Consider the following 25,328-nt stretch of genomic DNA (forward strand, 5'->3'; position numbering starts at 1 on the left):
TATTGTACCTGAAACAGTGCCATGATCTAAATGAAGGTTTTTAAGTACAGATTTAAAAATGGTTTATCAAAAGATTTTAGTTGCCCTCGATCGCTCCCTTCAAGCAGAAACCGTTTTTGAGAAAGGGTTAGCTCTAGCGCAACAGTTTTCTTCTCAAATGATGCTCTTTCACCGTCTCGGCTTGGAAGAAAGTAGTCTGTTTACCTACGTTGGTCCCTATGGCCATACCTTAACTAACTTTTCCCAAGCAGTACAAGAACAGATGGCAGAGGAAACGGAACAGACTCGTCAATGGCTCACTTGCTATTGCGATCGCGCTCAAGAAGCAGGTGTTTCCTGTGAATGGGAATGGAAAATGGGTGATACTGGACGTTGGATCTGCGATCTAGCCAAAAGCTGGGGTGCAGATTTAATTGTCGTGGGACGTAGGGGAAGACATGAAGTTGCTGAGGTACTACTCGGTAGTGTCAGTAATTATGTCGTTCATCGTGCTTCCTGTTCCGTGTTCATTGTCCAAGACAAACCCCTGCTATCCGAGCCAACCTGAACCCCCTATTCTTGAGTCACACTCGCTCAGGGTAAGTTAACTCAAATCCCTCTAAACTTGCCCTGAGAATCTTAGGATAGAACGAGCAATCATTGTTAATTATTTCATTGTTCATTGTTCATTGATTCCATGTCTCGACCTACTTTATATCTGGCAATCACCAATCATGGTTTTGGTCATGCCGTGAGGATGGCCTCAGTTGCCGCCGCGATCGCGCAACGTAATCCTGAAATTCTCCTCATTTTAGTGACTACTGTTCCCCGATGGTTACTCGAATCCTATATTTCGGTTGACTTTATCCACCGTCCCAGGGGGTTTGATGTGGGGGTGATTCAGTCCGACAGCTTGACCATGGATAAAGAACAGACTCTAGAGAAACTGAAACAGATTCGCAAAAATGAACACTCCATTATTGCCGGAGAAGTGAATTTCATTCGCCAAAATCGGGTTGATTTAGTATTAGCTGATTTGCCCCATTTAGCCATAGAGATTGCCCATAGTGCCGGAATTCCTTGTTGGATGATGGGTAATTTTGGCTGGGATTTTATTTATCGTCCTTGGGGAGGTGAATTTCTTGAGATCGCCGATTGGATTAGCAATAGTTATCGCCAGTGCGATCGCCTGTTTCGGCTACCGATTCATGAACCCATGAGTGCATTTCTGGAAATGGTTGATGTAGGGTTAACCGGGGGGATGCCTCGATCGACTGTGGAGCAATTGCGCCAACAGTTCCAAATTTCTGCTCCCAAAGAACGCACGGTATTATTAACATTTGGCGGGTTAAGCTTGCAAGCGATTCCCTATGATACCCTCAAGGGGTTTCCCGACTGGCGGTTTATCACCTTCGATGCCCAAGCTCCCGATCTACCCAATTTGATTAAAGCGAGGGGATATGAATATCGGCCAGTCGATTTTATGCCCCTTTGCGATCGCCTGATCTCTAAACCGGGATATAGTACATTTGCGGAGGCCTTGCGCTTAGGAACTCCCATTGCTTCTTTAACACGAGACGGCTTTGCCGAAACCCCGGTTTTAATGGAAGGATTGCAAGATTACGGCAGACATCAGATTATTGATCCAGAAGCTTTCTTTAGCGGAGATTGGAGCTTTTTACACCAAGTGCCTACGCCTCCCAGAACGGATGTAGTTTTGGATAAAACCGGCAGCGAGTCGATCGCCGAAGCCGCGATCAACTACTTTATATAAAATCCTCAATGTAGGGGTGATTCATGAATCACCCCTACAAATGCGTACTGTAGAGATAAGGCGTGGGTTGTCTCTACAATGGTTGTGATGCGATCGCCCTAAATAAACGGATGTGATATTAGAATTCACAATTAGGCTTCTCCATCTCCCTATCCCCCCACTCCCCCACTCCCCCATGACCTCAATTACCCTGACCCAGCGCTGTTTGCAGTTGGATGATTCCCAAATTGCCTTTACCCTTCCCTTAACTGCTTGGGAGCGTACTCGCAGTCGCTATCAGACGGAAACTCCGGACGGGGTAACGGTTGAGTTACGATTACCGAGGGGAACGGTTCTCCAAAATGGCGACCTTTTACAAACGGCGATCGCCGATACCCTGGTGCAAGTGATCGCCAAACCGGAACCCGTATTAGAAGTGACCTCGGAAACGGCGATCGGTCTTCTGCGAGCAGCCTATCATCTCGGAAATCGTCATATTCCTGTCGAAATCACTCCAGACTACTTACGTTTAGAAGTTGACCCGGTACTCCGAACAATGTTAGAGCAATTAGGAGTAAATGTAAGGGAAAAAATTGCTCCCTTCCAACCCGAACCCGGAGCATACAGTGCTGCGCATTAGGGAATAGTTCGGACTTGATATCATAACCGATTATTCGGACTCTATATTATTCAGGATTCCTCCTTGAAGCTTAATTTCTTGCGAATCCGAATTTTGTGTTCAGTAGCAATAACAATTGATCTCGCTTCTAACTCTTGATCGTAATTAGCTAAAACATCTTGCAGTAGAGAGAGTCTTTTGGAACGCGGGAGATTTTCTAACCGTAAAACTCCACAATGACGTTAATCTTGTAGCCATATCAGTTGTTCAAAATCAGAATCTGTGGTGATGATAATACGCTGTTCTCTTACAGCCCAATCCAAAATGTCACCATCACTCATACTGCGATCGACATCCCGAACGCAAGCAACATCATATCCCAAATCTTTCAAAAAATCGGATAAAGAACCATTGGCATTGACATCGAGCAAAAATTTCATGATTTATGATGCTACTGATCGCTCCACTATTTCTTCGCTATTGATGAGACGATAGGCATAGAACAGAGCAGCATAAATATCAGCCATTTCCAGGTCAGGATAATCCTCTAAAATCTCTGGTATTGATGCCCCTTTTGCCAACAATTCTAAAATCATAGCCACGGAAATTCTCATTCCTCGAATAATGGGCTTACTGCCAAAAATCTGGCGATCAAATGTAATTCTTGAGAGCAGAGAATCATTCAGATCGGCCATTGGCTCTTACCTCCTTATCTATCAAGGGACTGAACTATGGTTCATAATAATCTACTTTTTCGGCAATCTCAACAATTTCTCGCCAATATCTTCGTGCAACAGCACATAGAAACAGGGAATCATAAATAAGGTTAACAGGGTGGCCAAGGATAAGCCCGAAAACACCACCACGCCTAATGGTTGCAAAAATTCTCCCCCTTCTCCTGAACCTACAGCCAAGGGAAATAAACCTAACACTGTGGTAATAGTCGTCATTAAAATCGGCCGTAATCGTTGGGGAGCGGCTCTTAAAATGGCACTACGATAATCTAATCCCGATTCGGCGCGAATTTGATTGGCTAATTCAACCATAATAATGGCATTATTGACCACAATTCCCACTAATAAAACGCCACCGACTAATACGGTAGCCCCGATCGCCGTTTCCGTCAGGTACAATCCTAAAATTCCCCCCGCGAGAGCCAGGGGAACCGTGAGCATAATCACCAAGGGATCGATTAAAGAGTTATACTGAACTGCCATGACCACAAACACCAGGAACGCCGCCAAACTGCCCAAAATAGCGATCGCCTCTTGCAGTTGTTGATTCGATTCGGCGGCAACCGACGGCAAAACTCGCGCCCCTGGAGGGAGTTCTAGATTCTCTAAAGCTGTGTCAACTTCCGCTAGAGCGTCACTTAAACTCTCCCCCTGATTCAAGTTTCCTACTAGAAAAAAGACAGATCGCCCATTCACGCGCTGAATTTCTGCCGGTGCTGTTCCCTTATCCAAACTCGCTATATCTTGTAGACGAATGGGACGGGGGTTGGTGAGCGGAGTCGAACCATTATTTTGTGAAAACAGGGGCATTTGCCGGAGTTCATCAATCCTCTGTAACGCCTCTCGGTTGAGTTGTACGCGGATATCCACTAAACGATTACCCCGTTGTAGCCGGGTGGGAACGGTTCCTGAGATAGCCGTTTCCAACGTTGTCCCTAACTCTTGTGCAGTGACCCCAAAATCGGCCATTCTTTCCCAGTCGGGACGAATTTGGACTTCTAGTTGCGAGGGGTCAGCATCGGGGCGAAATCGGGCTAAGGTCACGTTTTCATCTAAGGCTTTCAGAACTTGGCGACCGGCTTGAGCAAGAATATCTGGGTCTTCAATCCCATCGGGGCCGAGAGATGTGGCGATCGCCACATCAATATCGCCGCGCACGGGGGAATTATTTAAAATTAACCCCCGCACTGCATCCGGAAATAAGCGTAGGCGAATATTAACGAGATTCAGTTGATTGAGTTCGCGTTGAACGTTTTCGACAAACGCCTGGACATTACTGCCCGGTTTGAGGGTAATGGTACTACTCGATCGCAGTAAATTTTCAATAGTGAGATTGGCAAACAGAAATCCGCCAGTGGTGGTAAAGGCATATTCGGTTTCCGGTTGTTCGACTAGAATGCGATCGACCGCTTCCATCACTTTCTGGTTGGTTTCTAGGTTGCTTCCAGGGGGAAATTGGGCAAATAAACGCGCTTGTCCGGTGTTGATTCTGGGAAGAATTTCTTGGGGAATGTCAGCAGCGAGGCGAACGCTACCATAACCGAGAATCAATACCGCTAACGCGATCGCCAGAATTCGGACTCGAATCACCCCTCTTAATATCCGTCCATAGCCCCCTGTAATCAACAGGAACTGCTGGTTAAACCAGCGTAAGGGGCCCCTTTTGTCTAAACCGCTGGAGCGTCGCACGCGCAATAACCGGGAAGTGAGCATGGGAACCACGGTTAAGGACACAATCAGGGACGCGGCAACGGAAAAACTAATGGTGAGGATCAGTTCATTGAAGAGCAATGAGAAGAATCCCCCAATGAGTACGAAGGGTAAGACGGCAACCAGGTTAGTTGAAGTGGAGGCTAAGAGCGCAGATTCGAGTTGTGAGGCGGCTTTTTGCGCTTCCAGATAGGGGGAAATGGGGAGATCGATGTCCCCTTCGACTCCGCTCAGGGGACGCTCTGAGCGCAGTCGAAGAGCCTGATGTTGGCTAACCATGTTTTCCAGCATCACGATGGAGTTGTCTACGACAATACCCACCCCTAAAGCAAGTCCTCCCAAACTGAAGACGTTGAGGGAGAGACCAAAGGCAAACATGAGGATAATGGCAGTGAGGGTTGCCAGGGGAATAGCGAGGATGACGATCAGAGTTTGTCGGAGGGAACCTAGGAATAGGAGAACGGCGATCGCCGCTAGACCCGATCCGGTTAATCCCGCAATCACCACATTGCGAATCGATTGGCGAATAAATCGGGATTCATCCAATGTCGAGGTCAAAATCATATCATCAGGAATAATGCCCCCAGAGCGCAGTTCCTCAATCCTGGCTTTCACTGCGTCAACGACTTGTACCGTATTGGCTTCTGGCTGTTTTTGCACGCTCACTTTAACGGCTGGAATCCCATTCAGGGAAACCAATACCTGTTGTCGTTCTGTGCCATCAATCACTTGGGCAAAGTCCCGTAGATAGACTTGGCGAGATGAGGGAGAATCACTCAGTTCAAAGGAGAGATTGAGGATATCTTGGGCGTTTGCAAAGCGACCGATGGTACGGGTGAGGCTCTCGGTAGGGATATTTCGTAGTCGTCCTCCAGAACTGTCTAAATTGCGATCGCGCAAATTATCCAACACATCATTAATGGTTATGCCCAAACTCGTCATCCGTTTCAAGTCCAGATTCACCTGCACTTCCTCTTGCAGTCCTCCAGAGACATCTACCCCAGCAACTCCAGGGACTACGGTCAGTTCCCGCGCCAATTCCTGATCGCCAAATACCCGTAAATCTACTCCTTGTAATCCCTCAGAAGTCAGCGCAAATTCATACACCGGTAGTTGGGATGGGTCAAACTTAAAGATGCGCGGTGGCTCCAAGTCGTCTGGCAGTTGGTTAATCGTGCGATTCAGAGTCGCCGTAGCATCATTGAGAGCTTGGTCAATATCACTACCAGGGTCGAAGTAGAGATTGAGGGAAACCCGACCTTCACGAGTTTCTGAAAACACTTGCACGACCCCTTCAGTGGCAGCTAATCCTTCTTCTAGGGGCCGAGTCACCTCATCTACCGCTACTTGAGGAGCCAGACCAGGAGTATCAACGCGCACCCCAATCCGGGGATAGGTAATGGCAGGGAGGAGGTCAACGGGGAGCTGACTGAGGGCAAAAAAACCGACAACGATAACCGCAACGGTTAACATCAAGGTTCCGATATGCCGACGAATGGCGATCGCGCTTAAACTTCTGGGACTTTGGCTCATAAGATCAATTAAAAATTAAAAATTTTCATGTCAGCGACAGCCGAAAAAATTAAAAATTGGTTTGGCTTGTGGGCAAAGATTTTCTCTTGATTGTATCGGTTTTGTCGAGAATCGGGGAACCTTGGCCTAGCGTAAAGCAAAGATTGTGCTAAGACAATAGATATACCCATACTTTAACTCAGGATGAATAAAGAACAGGTACTGGCAACTTTAGCCAATCATCGGCAAGAACTAGAGGCATTAGGAGTCAAGTCTCTTGATTTATTTGGCTCAGTCGCTAGAGACGAAGCACGACCCGATAGCGATATTGACTTTCTCGTAGACTTTTCTATAGAAGCGAGTTTGTTTGACTTATTTCGCCTGCAACACTATCTAGAAGATCTGTTTGGTTGTGATATAGACTTAGGCACAGAAGATGCCTTGAGAGAACATTTGCGAGAACCGGTTCTCCAGGAGGTGATTCGTGCCTTCTAGAGCATGGCCACTACGGATACAAGATATTCTAGATGCGATCGCCCGCATTCAACAAGCAACTGCGGGCATGAGTTATGAGCAGTTTGAAGACATGGAAGATCTTGTTTTACACGGAATTCTTTACAATTTTGTGATAATTGGTGAGGCTTCAATCAACGTTAACGATAGCATCAAGTCTCGCTATCCTCAAATTCCCTGGCGTTTAATGGGGGATATGAGAAATGTGATGACTCACGAATACTTTCGAGTCAAGCAAAGGTTAGTCTGGAATACAATTGAAAATCACTTACCTGCTGTAGTTCCCATGCTAGAGACACTATTGCAGCAAGAGATGGGAGAAGAATAGATTTTAGGTTAGGTGCTAGAAAGATGAATGTGTTGAAGTTAGGGATGCAGAAATTTTCCAGTTTCTGGAGTCTAGATGGCGCAGTAAAATCGCTCTTATTGCAGGCTCTGTTCTGGTTACCTGTGGTTACCCTTTCCCTAAAATGGTGGGGATTTAAGTCCACTCAAACCCGTTTATTCCAATTCTTCCCATTAACAGAGAATGTGGAAACTGGGGATAATCTAGTCAATCGCGTCATACAAGTAAATCAGGCTGTACGATTAGCTGCTAAGTATTGCCAACCTTGGGCAAAATGCTTGCAACAGTCCCTCGTCCTCTGGAGTTTATTACGTCACCAGGGAATTGAAAGCCAATTACGCATTGGAGTACAACAGCAACAGGGAGAATTCGCCGCCCATGCTTGGGTGGAATGGCAAGGTTGGGCAATCAATGATACTCAAGATGTGCGCGATCGCTATGGAGTGATGGTTCTTCCCTAGGGCATTTTTTTACAGCGCGGAGCGCTGTAGTGGGGGAATGGGGGAATGGGGGAATGGGGTGAGTGAATAGCATACTCAATCTAGCTTTGAGCTATTCTGGCTATCATTAAAAACCGCCATTTATGTACCGCATAGCAAGAGTATAGCCTCGCTCAAAAAGGTAACCTCACGGTCAAAGAATGGCGTACTATATTCGTCAAGTTTGATTTAATGGCCGATCCAAGTAGAAACTTTTAGAACTTACTGTTTCGGACGGAAAGCAATCCCCCCAAATCCTGGTAATTGCTTTCCTATAATTTGAATAACCCATTGTGAACTGAATATCAGACAAGATAATCCTCGTTACCCTCGATAGCGCACGGGAATGTTCGTCTCTTGCTCGATTTCTTCAGCAAACGCTTGCAAGACGTCCTGCTCCACACATTTGAAGCGTTTCACCTCATAAGACCGTTCATCATAATGATTTCCCCGGCCATCTAATTGCCGTTTGACCGGTTTTGGACGAGACGGAGTATTGAGTTGAATTTCTACGGGAGATAAGGCTTTCATCATCTCGATATACTGATGGCGAGTTTCTGCATCCCAAAGAGTCAAAATCATGGTTTGTACGCCAATTTCACCGGCATACTGTTGGCGAAAGTCGAGCATTCCTTGCCACATTTGTTCTAAATTCAAGCTGTCTACGGGACGATTGACGCGGTTGAGAGGTTTAGCAGTAACAGCATCTAGTTTAAGGGAAAGGCGATCGCAATATCGTAAATCTGCTTGTACCTGGCGATCGTCCAACAGCGTACCATTAGTTAACACCAGCGTCGGTCTTTGGGTCATTTCCTGGATCCCTTGCAAAATTTCCCCTAAATTTAACGCTAATGTCGGTTCACCACTGCCACTGAGCGTCACAACATCCACATCCCAAGGTGCAAACTCTTGTAAATCCCCCAAAATCATTTCTGTAGGTACATAAATATCTCGCTTTTGCGTCACAATCTCAATCTCTCCCAACTGACAATAGACGCAATTAAATGAACAAACCGAAGTTTGACCAATCGGGTCTATGCCTAGCGATCGCCCATAACGCCAAGAAACCACCGGTCCATACACACTCTTAAATTCCGTCGTTGTCGTTACCATTTCCTTCATCTCCATCTATGCTCAACAAACACGCTTCCCCCTCTATTGTGACGGAAACCTGAAAAAAGCCCACTCGATCATTAAAACGCCCCCTGTCCCAGTCAGCTCCCTGAGCGGAGTCGAAGGGAGCGTCCCCATCTCCCCATCACCGCTCCACCGCAGGAGGAGTAAACCGAATCTCAATCCGTCTGCGACTGGGATTATCCCCACCATTCGTCGGCGAAAAATTCCCTGAAACCCCATACAATTGAGCCGCAGAATACGCCTTAAACTGTAACCCCATCGATCGCAAACGGGGATTACTTTGCAACACCTTCACCACCGCAACCGCACGCATCAACCCTAAATCGGCATTCGATCCCGGATTCAACCGAGAAACCGACGCACTTCCTTCCACCACATCCTCTAAAACTCGGTCTAAATTACTCGCACTGCCACTATTTTCTTGACCATCCGTATGACCAATCACCTCCACCACATAGCCCTGATAATTTTGGGCAAAACTTTCAATTTGCGTTACCAAACCCTCTAAAATGTACTGTTGAAAATCTGGCGCAAGTTCTGCACTACCAGACGGAAAACTTCTCGATTGCGACTCCCGTAAAACAATCACCGGAGGCGATTTTAACCGTTCAATTTCCCCTTGCAGTTTTTGCACCACATTTTCCCGTCGTTGCAATTGATCTTGCAGGTTCGCAACTTGACCTTCTAACCCTTGTACTGCACTGGTTCGGCTATCTAACTCTAACTGCAAATTCGCTAATTGGGACTCTAATTCTTGGGAACGGGTAACATTGGCATCAGAAACTGACTTCAGAAAGAATGATTTAATTAACGCTAAGAGCAAAAATAACGTTAAGATCATAAAGGCATTGGACATCAAATCCGTAAACGCTGTCCAAATTTTCAGATCTTCTTGAGTCGTTATATTGCGATATTTACGACGAGTCATAATATAGAGCGCTTCGCGCTGGTAATGGGTACAACCAAATTTATCCTATTGCCTATTGCCTATTCCCTGTACTTTCTAAAGCGCGGCGCAGTCTCAGCAGCTCGGTCTGCGTTTCTTTCATTTGTTGAATATTATCTTGAATCTGTGCTGAAGTCGTCACCTGAGTGCGAAAATTTTCCAATCCTTGTTGAATAACACGAGTCACTTGATTTAAAGCAATGACCACTTGTTTCAGTTCCGCTTGCAACTCATCTAAATCTTCCGCTTTCGCAATCGTGCGTCGTTGCAGTTGATCCACTGCTTTTACCGCCATTTCAAATCCCTGAGTTCCGGTTTGTAATCGAGCCATCATATTCTGAATAGATTGCTGACTCTGTTGTTGGCTTTCCAGTACTTTTAGGGACGTAGAATAGCTTTGGCTCATTTGATCGCCAAATTTTGCTAATCGTTTGCTATAACTTTGTAATTCTAAGGCAGCAATTTCAATGGTTTGTACAGAAGTCGTTAAACTGTTAATCGATTGATCAAAACTGTGCTGAAGCGCTCCTAACGTATTCGTGGCTGCAGTGAGACTTTGAGGGAAAGGACTGTTTTCTAATCGTTGAGCGACGATTAAGAAGCGATCGGCCGATTGCTTAAATTCTTCGGTACTTTGACTAATGGTTAACGTAGATTCCGTTAAGCGACTATAAACTTTTTCTGCCAGTTCTGTGGCACGATGATTTTCAATCGCCAACTCTTCCATTTTTTCTTTGAGGGCTAATTCTACAGAAGCACTCACCATTTGACCAAATCGGTTAAGAAATCCTTCAAAAGAGTGATTCATTCCTTGAATGATGCGGTCAAATCGGGTATTGTTTTCTAAGGTTTGCAGATAAACATTATCGAGATAGTCTTCAAGGGAATCAACAAATTTGGTTTTGGCGATCGCGGTATTAAACAGTCCATTGACGACGGTTAAGACGGCGCTAAACAAAATGGAGACTAGGCTAGTAAAAAAGGCAATTCCCATGCCTTGTAAGGGTTGTTGCAGAGCTTCCAGTAAGCTGTTAATATCAATGGCCGTGGTATTACTGATGGTTTCACTTAAAGCCGTCAGATTTAAGGTGATCCCAATAAATGTTCCCAGCAAACCAACAGATAATAACAAGTTGGGTAAAATTCGCCCTAAATATTCAATTTGATCGCAGGATAAAAACAGAATTTGCTCTTGACTATATACTTGGTCAATCAGCGCTCCAGTATTGACGTGTTCTAACCGAGCAATCGATTCTGCATACCGTTGTTCTACATATTCAATAATTTCTGGTTTACGGTTGAGAGGTTGCCAGTGAATCAGTCGCCGAACTTTTTGGGCAAGAACGGTAAGATGGAGATGGAGTGCCATCCTTAAGAGAATTGCACCTAGAGAAGGAAGGATCACTAGGGCAATGGTAAAGATGATCAGGTACGGAGGAATCACAGACATAGTAATGAATAATTCAAAAATATAGTTATTTCAAATGGCAATAACACCTTATATTATAATTTTATTACTCTCCAATCTCTTGCTTCAGAAAAAAGACTCAAATGTTTAATGTCTTTAGTGGAAATTACCACATAATGCCCAGGATATTCTTCTTTTAATATTTTGTAGTGAGCGGCAATAATTAGATCGATATCTAGGGCTTCGCGAGGCGCTGTCGGCTATCCTTGAGACTGAGCCTCTGACCCAATTTTTACTGCTCTGTATAACAGATCTAAAGCACACTTAAGATAGAACTATAGCGCGAAGCGCTAGGCAATAGGCAATAGGCTTGCTTTGCAATAGCTTGTATGGCTTAGGTTCTAAGGCTTCAAGCTGTACCTCATAGAAGAGAGAAACGCTATATTTATAAAAACTATCATCTAATTTCCATTATTCTCAGAAAATAGCTTTTGTCCAACAGGACGATGATTCTTGATGGTTTGATAAACACATCGCCAAAATTCTAAACCTTTCTTAGTTGTTTCCTTTCGACGATTCCGAGCCATCATCGCTTTAAGACTTTCCATCGCTTTTTGATTTTTGATCATTTGCTCTTCTCGATTCCATTCAGAACCTGAGCTTACATTGCTGATGTACTGTTCTTCTTTTGCTATTGAATTTAGATTCTCCATTGTACCTCTTTCAGTTGACTGAACAGGCGATGCTTATAGTATATAAAAGTATTATCAGGATTAGTGAGTTTAATCCTGAGATCCTCAAAAAACAACGACGACAACGGGTTTAATCGGGTTCCGATCGCCCCTAACAATGCTTATCGAGTTGTTGACGTAAATAAGGCGTATTGTTTAACAGATCGCTTTGTTCCAGGGTTTGTTGTTCTTTGGCGGACATCCACTTGAGTTGCACTTCTTGTTGTTCGGCTTCTCGATCGCCTAAAATCAGACAGGCGATCGCGCCACTTTTGTCGCCACGAGCTATTTGTTTTTTCAACGCTGCGCCACTCAGGTCTAGTTCCACAGAAAATCCAGCTTCGCGCAACCCCTGAGCCAGTTTCAAGGATTGGCGCTGGGCTAGTTCTCCCTTAGAAATCAGGTAAAAATCTAGGGTAGATTCTGGAACTTGAGCCAGTTTTTCCACCAAGATCATTAATCGCTCTAATCCCATAGCCCAACCGACTGCTGGGGTCTCTTTGCCGCCTAATTCCGTGACCAATCCGTCATAGCGTCCGCCTCCACAAACAGTGGCTTGGGCCCCTAAATCGTCGGATTGAATCTCAAAGGCGGTATGGGTATAGTAATCGAGTCCTCGGACGAGACGAGGATTAATGTCATAGTCAATGCCTAAATCAGCCAGTAGGGTTTGCACCTGCCCAAAATGATTGCGGGAGAAGTCCCCCAAATACTCCAATAAACTGGGCGCATCTTGGATAATTTCTTGGGTGCGCTTGTCCTTACTGTCTAAAATCCGCAGAGGGTTGCGGTTTAAACGATCTTGGGAATCTGCATCCAGCTCTTCTTTATAGGGCGTAAGATAATCAACGAGGGCTTGACGATATTGAACGCGGTCTTCCCGGTTGCCGACAGAATTGAGGTCTAATTTGAGGGACTTTAGACCCAAAGATTTAAGGATTTGGGTGGCAATGGCAATTACCTCAGCATCTGCCCTCGGATCGGCACTCCCTATTGCCTCCAAACCCAATTGATGAAACTGCCTCTGTCGTCCAGCCTGTGGCCGTTCATACCGGAACATGGGCCCGATATACCAAAGACGCTGAAGGCCTTTCGAGCTGAGATTATGCTCAATATAGGATCTCACCACTCCTGCCGTATTTTCGGGTCTCAGGGTAATTGAGCGATCGCCGCGATCCGTAAAGGTATACATTTCCTTGCCTACCACGTCCGTCGCTTCCCCAATTCCCCTGGCAAACAATTCCGTTTGCTCAAAAATAGGCGTGCGAATCTCCTGATATCTAGCCTGAGCCAGAACTTTCCGGGCGATTGCTTCCACCCACTGCCATCTGGCTACCTCATCCGGCAGAATATCGCGGGTTCCTCGTATACCTTGCAGTTGTGCCATTAGTTTTCGTCAATTGATTTCCAGACACCATAGCGATCGCTATAGTACGCCAAAATTTGATCGATACGGGCCAAATCCTCAGCTCCGAGATCTTCCGGGTATTCGAGCCACATACTCCCAACCTGGCTTAAATAATAATTAAACTCCGAGCTAGATTGGGAATACAGCCCCGTATTCACACCATCAATTTGACGTAAATGGGCTGCAACTTCACGGTATACCGCTAGGGGCAACTTCGGCCAACTCAGGTTTCTGCGTTTCTGATTTACAGCCGAATCCAGGATAGATGCAGATTGGGGTTTCATAGGTAAAGATGACATTTATACGTCTTCGGATTGTGTCGGATCAGCGGGTAAAATGCAACAATTGACCTCATCTATGCATACTTTACCCCATTTCATTGCCCATCGAACTAATTCCACCCGATTATCAGTCTTGGTCTTTTTGAGGATATTGCTAATATGATTATCTACCGTGCGCTTACTGATTTCGAGTTTTTCGGCAATATCCTGGTTGGCTAATCCCATGGCCACCAGTTCTACCACCTGAATTTCACGGTCGGAGAGGGATATGGATTTCATTGGTTCGCTAACAGTCATAGTGATTATGGATCTCTACTAAGGGAAAGCATATTGGCTTTAGTATATCTACTTAAACTATAACTTAGATTCTATCTTTGCTATTGCGATCTTGATTGATGATTAAGCTGAACCATTTTTGATGGTTTGCCCAGCAACAGAAAAATCTTCATCAGTCCGATCGCTAGAACTAGCTTATGATCCCCGCTAGAGGAAAAATCCTCCTGGTGATAATAACCGGGAATAGTAGTACACTGAGGGTTCTAGGCTTACGGCAAAATTTTCTATGAATACAGCTCAGGTTCTGTGCTTAGGTGAACTTTTATTCGATTGTCTGGCTGACAAAGCTGGACTTCCCTACGATCAAGTTAAGTCCTGGACTCCATATCCAGGCGGCGCTCCTGCTAATGTAGCGTGTAGGTTAGTCAAGTTGGGTACGCCATCAGCGTTTATTGGGAGTGTTGGATCGGATGAGGCGGGAGATAGCTTGGTGAATTTTCTCCAAGAACAGCAGGTTGATATCCAAGGCATTCAACGACATGCTAGTGCCCCCACCCGACAGGTTTATGTAATTCATTCCTATAATGGCGATCGCTATTTTGCGGGCTTTGGAGAGACAGATACAACCGCCTTCGCGGATGCCTATCTTGATGCTGCCCTGCTCCCTATAGATTTATTTAGAGACGCTCAATATCTAGTCCTGGGAACCCTAGAGCTGGCTTATCCCCAAACCCAGGAAGCGATCCATAAAGCGTTAGAGATTGCTAATCAATATCACCTGAAACTGGTCGTCGATGTGAATTGGCGACCAGTTTTTTGGCCCGATCCCGAGCAAGCCAAACCCTTAATTTATGATTTATTAGCTCAAGTAGATTTTGTAAAAGTTAGCGATCGAGAAGCCGAGTTTTTATTGGATATGACCGATCCATTGGCTATCCGAGACCGATTTCCTGATTTAGAGGGTGTGGTGGTTACCGGGGGAGAAAAACCGATCCATTATGCGATCGGAGAAGGAGAAGGAAGTGTACCGGCTTTTGCCGTATCGGTAAAGGATACCATCGGAGTAGGAGATGGATTTGTAGCGGGTTGGATTCATCAACTGAATCGATACCAGATTTCCAGCTTACAAGATCCCCAGAAGGTTAAGGAAATTGTGACCTATGCAGCAGCCGTTGGCGCTCTAACTACTGTCGAACCTGGAGCGATCGCGCCTGAGCCGACGGCTAAACAGGTACAAACCTTTCTCCAAGAACAGGGGATTACTACGGACTATTTATCTTGAGATTCTTCTGTGCGAATTCTAATCCCTGACTGGAGATATTCGCCGATCGCCTCTCCCAGTTTTTCTTCTGGGGTTTTCTTCTTCTGCGGTTTCTCAACTAAGGTTTCTTGTGTCCAGAAAAAGACAATGATAGCAAAAAGGGCGATCGGCCAGAACATGGAACTACCTCCTCTTGAGTAGAAAAAATCCCATCCTCCTCGGATGGGATTTCAGAGCATTAACAAGGGTCTCTATAAGAGATCTCAGAAAAAAGACGGCTATTTTATGCAAAATTGGGGAAATCGTTACAAAACTTATAGGAAAGGGCAATAGGGAACCTTTCCGTGCCTCCGTCTTCCCCCATGCTCCCCACTACGTTGCAATTCAGGCAAGAGGCGGTATTCTGAATGAGAAGAGCAAGATTGGGAGATCTAACAATGAATCGCTTCCTGTGGATGAGTACCATCAGCATTTCTTTACTCTGGACAGTGGGCTGTAGTGGGCCCAAGGTATCCCAAGAGGATGCTGTAATCGAGTCAGAAGTTGCTATTACTCCTCCTCCTTCTCCCCAGGTTACGCCCAAACAGAAGAGCCAAATCTTAGCCCAAATTCCCCAATTAACCCCTTCAACCTCGGCTGAGGAACGGTTAGCACAACTCAAAGAAGGACAGCGGGACCCCTTCAGCCCCTTAGACACCCATCCTATTGTGACTCCGGGTCAGATTACCGTAACACAAGCTCCACCGACTCCAACCCCACAAGTGACAGTCAAACCCAACCCAGCCCCCTCCCCGGTTCAACCCTTACCCGTTATTCCTTTACCGGCTCCCAACCCAATTCCATCCCCCCAATTGCCGACGGTACAACCCAATCCCATCGTCCAAGCCATTCCCCAAACGATTGAAGTCGCTCAAGTGCAGCCTATCCCAACTCCGAGTCCTGTAACACCATCGGGAGCAGAATCTGTAAAAGTAACAGGAGTGGCAGAGCTGCCGGATGGAATGCGGGCAATTCTTAAGGCTCCTGATGAACCGACCTCTCGCTATGTGGTGGCTGGAGAATCCTTATCGAATGGCACAATACGAGTGAAACGAATTGAAATTGCCTCTAGTGGTAATCCAATTGTGGTCTTAGAAGAAAATGGTAAGGAATTTATCAAAACTATCAGCGATCGCCCGTAATCACCCAGACTCAAACTCCATAAATATCTAGAATTACCCATTACCTCTAATGTAACTCGCGTTTACCCGTTTACTGATCCCCTAGTGAACCAGAAAAGCCAAAAACTTTTAATTGCCATGCTCAATACTCATGACTCCTACACCTGTCCTCTGTGTCGCCATGGAAGGATTTCTGCACTGACGTTGATGGATGCCTTTGCCTGTAACTTTTGCCGTCATATCTTTAGTGCAAATCTGCAACAGCAAACCCTTCAGTTGGCAGATGGCGATCGCCCCTTTTCCTGGTACTGGACGGGTCAAAATTGGATTAACGTTGCGATGATGCGATCGGGCGATCAATCGCAAATTCTCTGGCTGTTAAGTGTTCCCCTAATCCTCTTACCTCCCATTCTAATTGGATTAGGCTCTTATCTCTTTCCGCCCGATCCCGAAAGTAGCGGCGCATGGTTTCCCTTGTTTTGGACTGGGCTAACCTTCTTTACCCATCTATTCCTGGTGGCTTGGCTCATGTTTGAATATTATCAATGGCCATTTTTTCAAGCTGTAATTATCCGTTTCCAACAGCGTCTAAATACCAGGTAGGGTGGGCAGAATTGGGTTATATACGTTGAATTCTATCGCTTATTCTCCTGCCCACCTACGATAATTTCCCACCTGAACTACAAAAATTTTTAATTGAAATGTATACTCGTTTTCTCTCTGCTGCTCTTCTGAGTCTCGCCCCTAGCCTAACTCTTAGCCTTCCCAGTCTTGCCAACCCAGTAATTGACCGCATTGCTTCAGAAATTACGGTTCGCATCGAAGGCCCCCAGGGCGGAAGCGGTGTGATTTTCGCTACTGAAAATCAGATTTATTATGTGGTCACCAATGCCCATGTGGTGGATCAACCGGAAGACTATACCATTATTACTCCCGATGGCGATCGCTATCAGGTAGGGCCCTCCCATCGGTTGCGAATGCCTGGAGAAGATATTGCCGTGCTGGCCTTCTATAGTGAAATGACCTATCGCACCGCAGACATCGGTAACCCGCAAGCAGTAGAAGTAGGAAATCTAGCTTATGTAGCCGGTTGGCCACGGTCTGGGGGATCGGTTCGTCAACGGATTTTTGTGAATACCGAAGGGGAATTTGTGCAATTGCTACAAGGGGTGGATCAAACACAATTACCATTAAATTATACTAATGTGGTGCGGGTGGGCATGAGTGGCGGCCCGGTTTTAAATCAACGAGGGGAAGTGATTGGTATTAACCGGTTGGTTCAATTAGTCGAAGATACGGATCAAGTAGTGGCCACAGGGATTAAACTGGATAAAGTTTTAACCTGGTGGGAGAGCGCGGAAAAACCGACTCCGACAGCATCTGATTCTAGGGCAGTGCTGAGTGAAACCCCAGCTCCAGCGACTGAAGCTATTGTTGCAGGAGGGTATCAGTTAAGCCAAACGCTACAACGGGAGGGGGGCTTTTTAGGTGCAGTAGCGATCGCCTCGTTAGGGGATGCACTCCTGGTCAGTGGCCATAGTGATGGGGCGATCGTTCTCTGGAATTTAACCACTGGAGAGCCAATTAACACCTTAACAGGTCACCAAAAAGCCATCAATGCTTTGGCGATCGCCCCTGATGGTAAAACCCTCATCAGTGGCAGTGAAGACCGCACCATTAAGCTCTGGGATCTCCAATCTGGAGAGCTACAAAAAAACCTCACCGGTCATCGAGATGCCGTTTCTGCTTTAGCTATAACGCCCGATGGTCAAACCCTTGTTTCTGGAGGATGGGATCAACAGATTCTCATTTGGAATTTGAACACCTATGAAACCATAGAAACCCTTCCCGGTCATCAAGGATTAATTAGTTCCTTAGCCATTTCTCCCAATGGCAAATGGTTGATTAGTGGCTCCCAAGATACCACCATTCGTGTATGGGAGTTGCCCACATTCAAGTTAGTCAATATTCTTGAAAACCATCGTTTATCTGTTCTCGCTCTAGCCATTAGTGCCAATAGTCAAACCCTCGCTAGTGCAGGGGGAGAAGGAGACATCAGTATCTGGAATTTAGCCACAGGGGAATTACAACGAACCCTCAAAGGTCACACCGATGGCGTTTGGTCTTTAGCGCTCAAAGAAGATAACCAAACCCTTATTAGTGGCAGTTGGGATAAGACAATTCGGTTTTGGAATGTACAGACTGGTCAGTTACAATCCACCGTAAAGAAACATTCAGATTATGTCATTTCTCTCGGTCTGAGTGCCAACGACCAAAGACTCATTTCTGGAGGTTTGAATAACGAGATATTGATTTGGCAACGCCAGCCAAATTAATTACCGCGCTTCACGTGGTAATGGGTAATTGCTACAAGTCATGATATCTTAATTGGACAGTCAGTGAGTTAGTTAAATCTGATGTTTGATTTTTGGCTAAAAACCAGTGGAACCTGGATGAATGTGGCAACCGTATTGGTGGGAACTGGGTTAGGGTTACTGCTGAAAAATCAATTGCCCCAACGCATTCAATCCACGATTACTCAAGGTATGGGATTGATTACCCTGTATTTGGGGATGAGTATGGCTGGAAGTTTAACTCAAGCGCAAGCGGGACAGGTTGATGGGGTCGTGCTAGCGGTGCTTAGTTTAACTTCGGGTGGCTTATTGGGAGAATGGTGGCAACTTGAAGAGCGACTCAATGCCATTGGTTCCCAACTCAAGATTTGGTTTCGCGGAGGGGGACGGTTTACAGAAGGGTTTGTTACAGCTAGTTTACTCTTTTGTGTCGGTCCTTTAACGTTGATTGGATCGATTAATAATGGACTCACGGGTGACGATAGCTTGCTGGCGCTCAAAGCAACGATGGATGGGTTAATCTCGATTGCACTCACCGGAAGTTATGGGATTGGAGTAGGGTTTTCCATCATCACCATCCTCATCTTTCAAGGGGGCATTTCCTTACTAGCGGGTAGCCTGACTCAAATCTTACCTGACCCAAGCAACGACCCGCAAATTTTCCTGGTGACTGGAGTCGGCGGAATTATCATGTTAGGCTTAGGCTTGAATTTGCTCAATATTGGTAAACTGCGAATTGCATCATTTTTGCCTGCACTGGCGTTAGCACCGTTAATTTATGCGATCGCGCAAGCAATGCAGAGTCTTATCGCGTCTTAGTTTACCCCCTAATCTAGCCAATACTATCCTTTCAAAGCATTCTATGCAAAGGAGTTATTCATCAAAATTAGCACAACCACGGGATTAGTTGGGTTTTTATTAACCCTATCCACATTAAGTGCTTTACCGGCTCAGAGTACAGGAAATTTATCCTCATCTTCCAGCACGTCCCCTAACCTGGAAAAGCGCTTAAATCGATTAACGGATACTTTACGAAATCGGGAACAACAGTTAGAAACAAACTCGTTATCTTCTACTCTCGACTATCCTCAAGATCTTGCCCAGTTTCGCAATAGTTTCCGCAATGGGGGCAATTTCCGCAATACTGGCCGATGGCGTAACGGGTGGCGTGACGGTGGTGGTTTTGTTAACTTCCGTAAGCGATAGCCCCCTCGAATAAGTAAGTATAAAATGAATGCTAATACAGTAATCTTGTATTCTTATACCTATTCCCTGACTTCTGCAAGAAGTCTAATCTTTACCCAGAGGAGAGTATGAAAGTCACAACAACCACTGGATTAGTCGGGTTTTTGTTAGCGTTATCCACGTTAAGTGCTTCACCAGCCAATGCTACCGGTAATTTATCTGAATTCTCTAGCGCTAACGTTGATCTCGAACAGCGATTAAACCGATTAACCGAAACTTTGCAAAATAGAGAACACCAACTGGATTTAGAAAGCAATCCCCTGTCATCTGAGACACAACGGAGCCAAGATCTGGCACAATTTCGCAATGTTTTCCGCAATGGTGGATGGCGCAATGGGGGCAGTTTCCGTAATGGTGGATGGCGCAATGGGGGTAGTTTCCGCAATGGCGGATGGCGCAATGGATGGCGTGATGGCGGCGGTTTTGTTAATTTCCGTAAGCGGTAATCTGTTCAAGGGGTGCATTACTGATGCACCCTACAGTTATATGTGATGGAGAAGATGGGGATATTTAGATGACAGAACGAGCAGAATGGGAGAAGCAGCGAATTGTAGATAATTAATCTGATGGGAGAGAAAATATGGAGCCTCTTACTTTAATTATGGTAGCGTTAGTGGCTAGTACAGCGAAGGCGGCGGTGATGTTGCACCCGATACTTATCAAGGGCTGAAGGCGTTGATTAAGCGCAAGTTTGCTGGGGAACTGAAGGCGGAAATAGTGTTAGAAGAACATGAGCGCAATCCAGAAATTTACGAAGCACCTTTGAAGAAAAAGTTACTCGAAGCAGGAGCAGATTGGGATCGGGAAATTCTAGCGGCTGCTCAGAAATTGCTGGATGAAATGGAGTCAAAAGAGTCAACCCCTGGCAGTTTCCATACTATAGCAGAGAAAGGGAGAGTTAGGACATTTTCTATTGCGATTCGTGCCTATTGCCTATTGCCTCAAACCATAACCTCACTGTCCTAATCAACTCTTTCACTGCTATACCTTTCAAGGAGAGGTTAAAGAGGGGCAAGTTGGACACCCAGTATAGTTGCCCCTTTCCCAAACGGGGTTTAATCCCTGGGCAATTGCACATAACCCCAACGGCCTCCCGTCATCACGGAGCGCTGAGGATAATTCGCGGGACGATTTGTACCCGCCACCTCCGTTGTCCACCGTCCTCCAAGATTCACAAATGCTAAACCATCACCAACGCCAGCAATGTTGACAAATTCTAGGGGAAGAATAAAATTAGCTTGGCGATCTTGTAGAGTAGCGCGATCGCCAATTCGCACAAGTGCTAACCCATTGGCAAACGGTTCTATCGGCTGAACTTGGGCAAATTCGGGCACATGATATCCCCCTTCAATCATCCAGGTTCCTTGGGGATTAATATAGCCCCAAGTGCTTTCTCCCTGAACGCCTGCAAGACCTTCAGAAAAGGGTTGAGCGTGCTGAAATTGGGGTGCAATGACCATTGTTCCAGAGGGGTCAATATATCCCCAAAGTCCATCCATTTTAACCGCCGCCAGCCCTTCAGAAAAGGCTTTTACTTCCTCATAAACGGGTTCGATGACAATTTTGCCATTTTTGTCGATAAAGCCGTAACGGGGCTTTCCTGGCTCGATTTCCTGGACAATCCAGGCTCGTCCCTCGGAGAACGAAGAGACTTCATCGGGTTGGGGATCGATGACGTAAGTTCCAGTGCGATCGACAAAACCATACCCCCCGCGCTCTCGCAGTTTAACTAAGGCTAACCCATCGGAAAATTGCTCAATAAAATGGTCAATTTCAAACATTAATTCCCCTTCTCGGTTATAAATTGCCGTGCGGGGATAGCTGCGACCTAGACGAACTAAACCTTCGGAAAATTCAGGAATATAGCCATTTTGTTCCAGCATAACTTGACCCTCTGGAGTAATGACTTGCCAGAGACTACCGGTTCTGACTCTGGCAATGCCCTCTTGAAAAATACTGGCATAATCATATTGGGCGGGAATAATAATTTCGCCTTCGGGGTTCATATAACCCATTTTGAAATTGGGGCCGCGAAACACAGCTAACCCTTCGGAAAATCGACTCATTCCGCCCAGTTCTGGGGGCAGGTCAAAGGGATCTTCACCAACAGCGAGATAGGCTTGGGGTAGGGTGCGAGAAATATTGAGAACTTGGCAAAAAGAAGCGGCCATTTCGCCTCTAGTAGCGGCTGCGGTGGGGCGCAGTTGTCGCACTTGGGGATAGTTTAAAATCAGTCTACCAATTGTGGCGTTGGCGATCGCCCCTTTTGCATAGTTAGGAATTTCTTCCACATCATCAAATACCTCATTCAGAAAGGCTTCTGTCTCTTCCGGTGCGGTAAAGTCGCTGGCACTTTGGAGGACAACAAAGGCTTCGGTGCGCGTAATGGGTTGGTTGGGGCGAAACGTGCGATCGGGATATCCGCTAAAAAATTGGAGTTCATAGGAGCGTTTAATGGACTGATATGCCCAATGGGATGACGGCACATCCTTAAACGTAATCCCTTCCCGCTCAGAGAAAGAATGGGTGCGAAAGGCATTGATCATCATCGTGGCGAACTCTGCCCTCGTGATCGAGGCGTTCGGGCGAAATGTGCCATCGGGATACCCCACCCATCCTCGTCCAGAGGAAAGCCGTTGAATGCACTCAGAAGCCCAGTAATTTTGGGTATCGGGAAACGCAGATACGGGCGATCCAGAAATGAGATAACCCAAAGTGGCGATCGTCCAAGATGCTCTGAGTAGCAATGATGACCAGGATAATGCCATAAGATTGAATCCTCTAATCAGAAATTTTCTCTCTTTTGAGAGGGCAATTCTTCAAGGATACGCGATCGTTCGACTAGAATCGAGAATAGAGTGGAGATAGGATTAGGGTAAAAACATGAGTTCGCTGCGGAGAATTTCTTCTGCTTCGGCGATCGTGCTAACTCCCCGTTCAGTTAATAATTTATTCAGCTTAGGATCGGTGCTAAAACGACTGCCTTGATTAAAGTAGACTGTAGTGGCTGGAAAAGGTTCACCTTCCCTGGGGCCAGCACCAATGATATACTCAGCAACGACGATAATATCTGCTTCTGAACTATCAAAGTCAATTTCCTGGAAAGATACAGCTTCTAAACTCCACAAAATCCAAGATTCCGGATGGGAGTTGGGCGGTAAAGTGTGACAGGGTAAGCTCATCTAATTGGGTAGCCAATGTAGCTGACAAAAACTGAAAAATATGAGTCAAGTCAGAATCTGCTGAACTTTGATAAGATTAGGTCTAGCATCAACTTCAATCAACTTATCCAATCGAGATTATGGCTGAAGGTTTTGCTCTCTCACTTCAATCGAACAAGACAAAGAAGGTAACTTTAACTCAAGTGGTCAATTCCCGGAAGGAAATTCAAGCTAATTTATTAAGTTGTGTTGACTCAATTGAAGATCCTCGAACGACTCGAACTCAAAAACATAAGTTAAAAGATATCATCGTAATTGCTATTCTAGCAGACCGAAATTGTCCGAAGTATTCAAGAGAAAAAAGCCGATTATGTTCTGTCCTTAAAAAGAAAATATCCTACTCTTTACGCTGAAGTTGAACAGAAATTTAATCCCCTCAAAAATAACGGAGTTCAATCCGGAAATGTTGACCATGACCAACAAGTGGAAGTGGGACATCACCGCCGAGAAAAAAGAAAAGTTTGGGCGATTCCAATAACTGAATTTGCCTCTCTCTATCAATCGGAAAAATGGGTTGGACTGCAAACGATAGTTGCAGTGGAGAGAACTCGTCATCTCTGGAATAAAACTCCAGTCAGAAAATGGAATCCCTTTATGAATAAAAGATCGGGCTATCCAAAGATCGATTAATTTGTCATAGGCATCAGGATCTAATCCCCATGGACGTTCATCCGGCCAGACTAAAGAATCTCTCATAATATCATAGTCAGGTTTAAGTGTTGGATCGTAAACCAGAGCTTCAATTAACTCTAAGTTTTTTCCCGAGAAATAAGTCATTGATTAGTTCCTCCTACTTCAATAGGCTAGATGGAAACCACAACCTCTGAGGCAATGAATGCGCCAAAAAGAGGTATGGTAGGGCTGTCGGATATAAATTCTCAATGCTTTATGACACAACAAACACAACTGTACGAAGGGAAAGCAAAAATCGTCTATTCCACGGATGATGCAGATATCCTTCTGACTTACTTTAAGGATGATGCGACGGCGTTTAATGCCCAAAAACGAGGCACGATCGCGGGTAAGGGACAGATTAATTGTGCCATTTCCCGTCATTTATTCCAAATGCTTGAAGCGCAAGGTATTCCCACCCACTATATTGACTGTCCTTCGGAGCGGGAAATGCGGGTGAAAGCAGTCACCATCGTGCCGATTGAGGTCATTGTGCGTAACCGGGCTGCGGGGAGTCTGTGTAAACAAACCGGTTTGGCTTTGGGAACCGAAATCGATCCGCCTATAGTAGAATACTGCTACAAGAAGGATAGTTTGGGCGATCCTCTGCTGACCCGCGATCGCCTCCTGCTGTTGCAACTCGCTACACCCGAAGAACTCGACTATATCCGGCAAATGTCCTTGGACATCAATCGCCACCTGAGTGCCTTTTTCCGAGAGTGCGGCATTATCTTAGTTGATTTTAAGCTCGAATTCGGGCGCGATCGCCAAAATAACCTCATCCTAGCCGACGAAATTAGCCCAGACACCTGTCGGTTATGGAAACAGGACGAAAGTGACCCGCAAGCGCGTATCCTAGATAAAGACCGCTTTAGACAAGATTTAGGCAATGTTGAATCAGCCTATGAGCAAGTGCTAGAGAGAGTTTTAGGCCAGGCAAAATGAAAATACTGCTTAAGAAGTGTTAAGTTAAGGGGTTGATTGGGTTTTTTGGCTGGAGTCGTAGGATTTTCCCAATCCCGATACCTAACTCAACAGCCCAATCAACTCTTCAATGTGGTGTGTGGAAGTTTACGGAACGTGAAAACAATGCGCTTGTCTCCTGTCTGGTTAACTCTGTTAACAAGTTCGGCAACACTAGGTTTTGTCGATGCTGTCCAAGGCCAAATTTTAGACTCTACTGCGGAAACGGTAGCCCCTTCCCCTGATATACCAAATCAGGAGAACCATCAGCAGTTAGTGCAAATAATGGCACGATCAGTAAAAGAGTCTATCCCCCTTATCCATCAGTCTTTAGGGGTTGTTTCTTCTAAATCTTTACCAGAAAAATTGGCTTTTACGCCCTTTTCTGAGGTAGAAGAAAATGCGATAACTGAGGACAAGACGTTAGCCTTTACCTCGCTTCCCCAACCGCAACCGTTAGCGGAAAATTCAGAAAAATTGGCTTTTACCCCATTTTCTGAGGTAGAGGAAAATGCGATAACTGAGGACAAGACGTTAGCCTTTACCTCGCTTCCCCAACCGCAACCGTTAGCGGAAAATTCAGAGAAGCTTGCTTTTACCCCATTTTCTGAGGTAGAGGA

Annotated in this window: 29 protein-coding genes; 16 read left to right on the forward strand and 13 right to left on the reverse strand. The window is 45.6% G+C overall.

Annotated features, from left to right (window positions below; genetic code table 11):
* Window positions 1–58 precede the first annotated feature (58 nt).
* The 3 genes from PN466_RS15850 to ureE all read left to right on the forward strand — a co-directional run bounded on the left by PN466_RS15850 (window position 59) and on the right by ureE (window position 2,372).
* Window positions 59–547 carry a universal stress protein gene (locus PN466_RS15850; protein WP_271940809.1) on the forward strand — a complete coding sequence of 163 codons (489 nt, stop codon included), beginning with the start codon at window positions 59–61 and terminating at the stop codon, window positions 545–547.
* Between the two features lie 129 nt (window positions 548–676).
* On the forward strand, window positions 677–1,753 hold the full coding sequence (locus PN466_RS15855) for a glycosyl transferase (protein ID WP_271940811.1): 1,077 nt from the start codon (window positions 677–679) through the stop codon (window positions 1,751–1,753).
* 175 nt (window positions 1,754–1,928) lie between these two features.
* The gene (ureE, locus tag PN466_RS15860) at window positions 1,929–2,372 is read left to right on the forward strand and encodes an urease accessory protein UreE (RefSeq protein ID WP_271940812.1); all 444 of its coding nucleotides are present in this window, start codon (window positions 1,929–1,931) and stop codon (window positions 2,370–2,372) included.
* 221 nt (window positions 2,373–2,593) lie between these two features.
* Here the strand turns inward: ureE and PN466_RS15865 are convergent, their stop codons facing one another.
* From PN466_RS15865 to PN466_RS15875, 3 genes are read right to left on the reverse strand one after another with little or no spacing between them, the layout of a single operon-like run.
* Window positions 2,594–2,791, reverse strand: coding sequence for a DUF5615 family PIN-like protein (locus PN466_RS15865; RefSeq protein WP_271940815.1), 198 nt, complete (start codon window positions 2,789–2,791; stop codon window positions 2,594–2,596).
* A gap of 3 nt (window positions 2,792–2,794) precedes the next feature.
* Window positions 2,795–3,046 (reverse strand): DUF433 domain-containing protein, encoded by a 252-nt coding sequence (locus PN466_RS15870; RefSeq protein ID WP_271940818.1) that lies wholly within the window; start codon window positions 3,044–3,046, stop codon window positions 2,795–2,797.
* Between the two features lie 51 nt (window positions 3,047–3,097).
* On the reverse strand, window positions 3,098–6,328 hold the full coding sequence (locus tag PN466_RS15875; protein ID WP_271940820.1) for an efflux RND transporter permease subunit: 3,231 nt from the start codon (window positions 6,326–6,328) through the stop codon (window positions 3,098–3,100).
* 183 nt (window positions 6,329–6,511) lie between these two features.
* Between PN466_RS15875 and PN466_RS15880 the strand changes: the two genes are divergently transcribed.
* From PN466_RS15880 to PN466_RS15890, 3 genes are read left to right on the forward strand one after another with little or no spacing between them, the layout of a single operon-like run.
* Window positions 6,512–6,802 carry a nucleotidyltransferase family protein gene (locus tag PN466_RS15880; RefSeq protein WP_271940823.1) on the forward strand — a complete coding sequence of 97 codons (291 nt, stop codon included), beginning with the start codon at window positions 6,512–6,514 and terminating at the stop codon, window positions 6,800–6,802.
* Window positions 6,792–7,148: a HepT-like ribonuclease domain-containing protein gene (locus PN466_RS15885; RefSeq protein ID WP_271940826.1), complete on the forward strand. Its 357-nt coding sequence runs from the start codon at window positions 6,792–6,794 to the stop codon at window positions 7,146–7,148. The genes PN466_RS15880 and PN466_RS15885 overlap by 11 nt, the downstream gene beginning before the upstream one ends.
* Before the next feature lie 23 nt (window positions 7,149–7,171).
* Window positions 7,172–7,627, forward strand: a complete 456-nt coding sequence (locus PN466_RS15890; protein WP_271940829.1) for a lasso peptide biosynthesis B2 protein — start codon at window positions 7,172–7,174, stop codon at window positions 7,625–7,627.
* A gap of 342 nt (window positions 7,628–7,969) precedes the next feature.
* Here PN466_RS15890 and PN466_RS15895 read toward each other — a convergent pair whose 3' ends face one another.
* From PN466_RS15895 to pedR, 7 genes are all read right to left on the reverse strand, one after another.
* A complete protein-coding gene (locus PN466_RS15895) occupies window positions 7,970–8,758 on the reverse strand; it encodes a radical SAM protein (protein ID WP_271940832.1) in 789 nt (262 codons plus the stop codon).
* Between the two features lie 145 nt (window positions 8,759–8,903).
* Window positions 8,904–9,710 (reverse strand): hypothetical protein, encoded by an 807-nt coding sequence (locus PN466_RS15900; RefSeq protein ID WP_271940835.1) that lies wholly within the window; start codon window positions 9,708–9,710, stop codon window positions 8,904–8,906.
* A gap of 52 nt (window positions 9,711–9,762) precedes the next feature.
* Entirely contained in the window at window positions 9,763–11,178 is a 1,416-nt protein-coding gene (locus PN466_RS15905) for a hypothetical protein (protein WP_271940837.1), read from the reverse strand.
* Between the two features lie 419 nt (window positions 11,179–11,597).
* The gene (locus PN466_RS15910; RefSeq protein ID WP_271940838.1) at window positions 11,598–11,849 is read right to left on the reverse strand and encodes a hypothetical protein; all 252 of its coding nucleotides are present in this window, start codon (window positions 11,847–11,849) and stop codon (window positions 11,598–11,600) included.
* Between the two features lie 130 nt (window positions 11,850–11,979).
* Complete coding sequence (gene hisS / locus PN466_RS15915) at window positions 11,980–13,254, reverse strand: histidine--tRNA ligase (RefSeq protein WP_271940841.1); 1,275 nt, start codon at window positions 13,252–13,254, stop codon at window positions 11,980–11,982.
* The gene (locus PN466_RS15920; RefSeq protein ID WP_271940843.1) at window positions 13,254–13,574 is read right to left on the reverse strand and encodes a hypothetical protein; all 321 of its coding nucleotides are present in this window, start codon (window positions 13,572–13,574) and stop codon (window positions 13,254–13,256) included. The genes hisS and PN466_RS15920 overlap by 1 nt, the downstream gene beginning before the upstream one ends.
* Complete coding sequence (pedR, locus tag PN466_RS15925) at window positions 13,575–13,853, reverse strand: photosynthetic electron transport-dependent transcriptional regulator PedR (RefSeq protein WP_271940846.1); 279 nt, start codon at window positions 13,851–13,853, stop codon at window positions 13,575–13,577.
* A 265-nt stretch (window positions 13,854–14,118) separates the two neighbouring features.
* Between pedR and PN466_RS15930 the strand changes: the two genes are divergently transcribed.
* A complete protein-coding gene (locus PN466_RS15930) occupies window positions 14,119–15,114 on the forward strand; it encodes a carbohydrate kinase family protein (RefSeq protein ID WP_271940848.1) in 996 nt (331 codons plus the stop codon).
* Here PN466_RS15930 and PN466_RS15935 read toward each other — a convergent pair.
* A complete protein-coding gene (locus PN466_RS15935) occupies window positions 15,102–15,272 on the reverse strand; it encodes a hypothetical protein (RefSeq protein WP_271940849.1) in 171 nt (56 codons plus the stop codon). The genes PN466_RS15930 and PN466_RS15935 overlap by 13 nt on opposite strands.
* A 258-nt stretch (window positions 15,273–15,530) precedes the next feature.
* Here PN466_RS15935 and PN466_RS15940 point away from each other — a divergent pair, with 258 nt between their 5' ends.
* The 6 genes from PN466_RS15940 to PN466_RS15965 all read left to right on the forward strand — a co-directional run bounded on the left by PN466_RS15940 (window position 15,531) and on the right by PN466_RS15965 (window position 20,818).
* Window positions 15,531–16,274: a hypothetical protein gene (locus PN466_RS15940; RefSeq protein ID WP_271940850.1), complete on the forward strand. Its 744-nt coding sequence runs from the start codon at window positions 15,531–15,533 to the stop codon at window positions 16,272–16,274.
* Window positions 16,275–16,358: 84 nt separating this feature from the next.
* Complete coding sequence (locus PN466_RS15945) at window positions 16,359–16,856, forward strand: hypothetical protein (RefSeq protein WP_271940851.1); 498 nt, start codon at window positions 16,359–16,361, stop codon at window positions 16,854–16,856.
* A gap of 98 nt (window positions 16,857–16,954) precedes the next feature.
* Window positions 16,955–18,589, forward strand: a complete 1,635-nt coding sequence (locus tag PN466_RS15950) for a trypsin-like peptidase domain-containing protein (protein ID WP_271940853.1) — start codon at window positions 16,955–16,957, stop codon at window positions 18,587–18,589.
* An 81-nt stretch (window positions 18,590–18,670) separates the two neighbouring features.
* Window positions 18,671–19,426, forward strand: a complete 756-nt coding sequence (locus PN466_RS15955) for a DUF554 domain-containing protein (RefSeq protein WP_271940855.1) — start codon at window positions 18,671–18,673, stop codon at window positions 19,424–19,426.
* A gap of 494 nt (window positions 19,427–19,920) precedes the next feature.
* Entirely contained in the window at window positions 19,921–20,298 is a 378-nt protein-coding gene (gene grrA, locus PN466_RS15960) for a GrrA/OscA1 family cyclophane-containing rSAM-modified RiPP (RefSeq protein WP_271940857.1), read from the forward strand.
* Between the two features lie 271 nt (window positions 20,299–20,569).
* On the forward strand, window positions 20,570–20,818 hold the full coding sequence (locus PN466_RS15965; RefSeq protein ID WP_271940859.1) for a hypothetical protein: 249 nt from the start codon (window positions 20,570–20,572) through the stop codon (window positions 20,816–20,818).
* Window positions 20,819–20,907: 89 nt separating this feature from the next.
* On the opposite strand, the gene PN466_RS15970 is transcribed toward PN466_RS15965, so the two are convergent.
* Window positions 20,908–22,620, reverse strand: a complete 1,713-nt coding sequence (locus PN466_RS15970) for a WG repeat-containing protein (protein ID WP_271940861.1) — start codon at window positions 22,618–22,620, stop codon at window positions 20,908–20,910.
* A 102-nt stretch (window positions 22,621–22,722) separates the two neighbouring features.
* Window positions 22,723–23,034 (reverse strand): hypothetical protein, encoded by a 312-nt coding sequence (locus PN466_RS15975; protein WP_271940863.1) that lies wholly within the window; start codon window positions 23,032–23,034, stop codon window positions 22,723–22,725.
* A 354-nt stretch (window positions 23,035–23,388) separates the two neighbouring features.
* Here PN466_RS15975 and PN466_RS26390 point away from each other — a divergent pair, with 354 nt between their 5' ends.
* The 3 genes from PN466_RS26390 to PN466_RS15990 all read left to right on the forward strand — a co-directional run.
* Window positions 23,389–23,703: a hypothetical protein gene (locus PN466_RS26390; protein WP_390890019.1), complete on the forward strand. Its 315-nt coding sequence runs from the start codon at window positions 23,389–23,391 to the stop codon at window positions 23,701–23,703.
* A gap of 258 nt (window positions 23,704–23,961) precedes the next feature.
* Complete coding sequence (gene purC, locus PN466_RS15985; RefSeq protein ID WP_271940867.1) at window positions 23,962–24,690, forward strand: phosphoribosylaminoimidazolesuccinocarboxamide synthase; 729 nt, start codon at window positions 23,962–23,964, stop codon at window positions 24,688–24,690.
* A 45-nt stretch (window positions 24,691–24,735) separates the two neighbouring features.
* On the forward strand, window positions 24,736–25,328 hold a 593-nt coding region (locus PN466_RS15990), incomplete at its 3' end, for a hypothetical protein (protein ID WP_271940869.1).

It is taken from the genome of Roseofilum reptotaenium CS-1145 (assembly GCF_028330985.1).
Taxonomy (GTDB): domain Bacteria; phylum Cyanobacteriota; class Cyanobacteriia; order Cyanobacteriales; family Desertifilaceae; genus Roseofilum; species Roseofilum reptotaenium.

Bases quoted from the DNA above. Each gene is read 5' to 3' on its own strand.
- PN466_RS15875 (WP_271940820.1), bottom strand. From the start codon at position 6,328: ATGAGCCAAAGTCCCAGAAGTTTAAGCGCGATCGCCATTCGTCGGCAT.
- PN466_RS15920 (WP_271940843.1), bottom strand. From the start codon at position 13,574: ATGTCATCTTTACCTATGAAACCCCAATCTGCATCTATCCTGGATTCG.
- PN466_RS15935 (WP_271940849.1), bottom strand. From the start codon at position 15,272: ATGTTCTGGCCGATCGCCCTTTTTGCTATCATTGTCTTTTTCTGGACA.
- PN466_RS15930 (WP_271940848.1), top strand. From the start codon at position 14,119: ATGAATACAGCTCAGGTTCTGTGCTTAGGTGAACTTTTATTCGATTGT.
- PN466_RS15950 (WP_271940853.1), top strand. From the start codon at position 16,955: ATGTATACTCGTTTTCTCTCTGCTGCTCTTCTGAGTCTCGCCCCTAGC.
- pedR (WP_271940846.1), bottom strand. From the start codon at position 13,853: ATGACTGTTAGCGAACCAATGAAATCCATATCCCTCTCCGACCGTGAA.
- PN466_RS15855 (WP_271940811.1), top strand. From the start codon at position 677: ATGTCTCGACCTACTTTATATCTGGCAATCACCAATCATGGTTTTGGT.
- PN466_RS15910 (WP_271940838.1), bottom strand. From the start codon at position 11,849: ATGGAGAATCTAAATTCAATAGCAAAAGAAGAACAGTACATCAGCAAT.
- PN466_RS15940 (WP_271940850.1), top strand. From the start codon at position 15,531: ATGAATCGCTTCCTGTGGATGAGTACCATCAGCATTTCTTTACTCTGG.
- PN466_RS15880 (WP_271940823.1), top strand. From the start codon at position 6,512: ATGAATAAAGAACAGGTACTGGCAACTTTAGCCAATCATCGGCAAGAA.
- PN466_RS15895 (WP_271940832.1), bottom strand. From the start codon at position 8,758: ATGGTAACGACAACGACGGAATTTAAGAGTGTGTATGGACCGGTGGTT.
- hisS (WP_271940841.1), bottom strand. From the start codon at position 13,254: ATGGCACAACTGCAAGGTATACGAGGAACCCGCGATATTCTGCCGGAT.
- PN466_RS15900 (WP_271940835.1), bottom strand. From the start codon at position 9,710: ATGACTCGTCGTAAATATCGCAATATAACGACTCAAGAAGATCTGAAA.
- PN466_RS15970 (WP_271940861.1), bottom strand. From the start codon at position 22,620: ATGGCATTATCCTGGTCATCATTGCTACTCAGAGCATCTTGGACGATC.
- PN466_RS15870 (WP_271940818.1), bottom strand. From the start codon at position 3,046: ATGGCCGATCTGAATGATTCTCTGCTCTCAAGAATTACATTTGATCGC.
- ureE (WP_271940812.1), top strand. From the start codon at position 1,929: ATGACCTCAATTACCCTGACCCAGCGCTGTTTGCAGTTGGATGATTCC.
- PN466_RS15890 (WP_271940829.1), top strand. From the start codon at position 7,172: ATGAATGTGTTGAAGTTAGGGATGCAGAAATTTTCCAGTTTCTGGAGT.
- PN466_RS15955 (WP_271940855.1), top strand. From the start codon at position 18,671: ATGTTTGATTTTTGGCTAAAAACCAGTGGAACCTGGATGAATGTGGCA.
- grrA (WP_271940857.1), top strand. From the start codon at position 19,921: ATGAAAGTCACAACAACCACTGGATTAGTCGGGTTTTTGTTAGCGTTA.
- PN466_RS15905 (WP_271940837.1), bottom strand. From the start codon at position 11,178: ATGTCTGTGATTCCTCCGTACCTGATCATCTTTACCATTGCCCTAGTG.
- purC (WP_271940867.1), top strand. From the start codon at position 23,962: ATGACACAACAAACACAACTGTACGAAGGGAAAGCAAAAATCGTCTAT.
- PN466_RS15865 (WP_271940815.1), bottom strand. From the start codon at position 2,791: ATGAAATTTTTGCTCGATGTCAATGCCAATGGTTCTTTATCCGATTTT.
- PN466_RS15850 (WP_271940809.1), top strand. From the start codon at position 59: ATGGTTTATCAAAAGATTTTAGTTGCCCTCGATCGCTCCCTTCAAGCA.
- PN466_RS15975 (WP_271940863.1), bottom strand. From the start codon at position 23,034: ATGAGCTTACCCTGTCACACTTTACCGCCCAACTCCCATCCGGAATCT.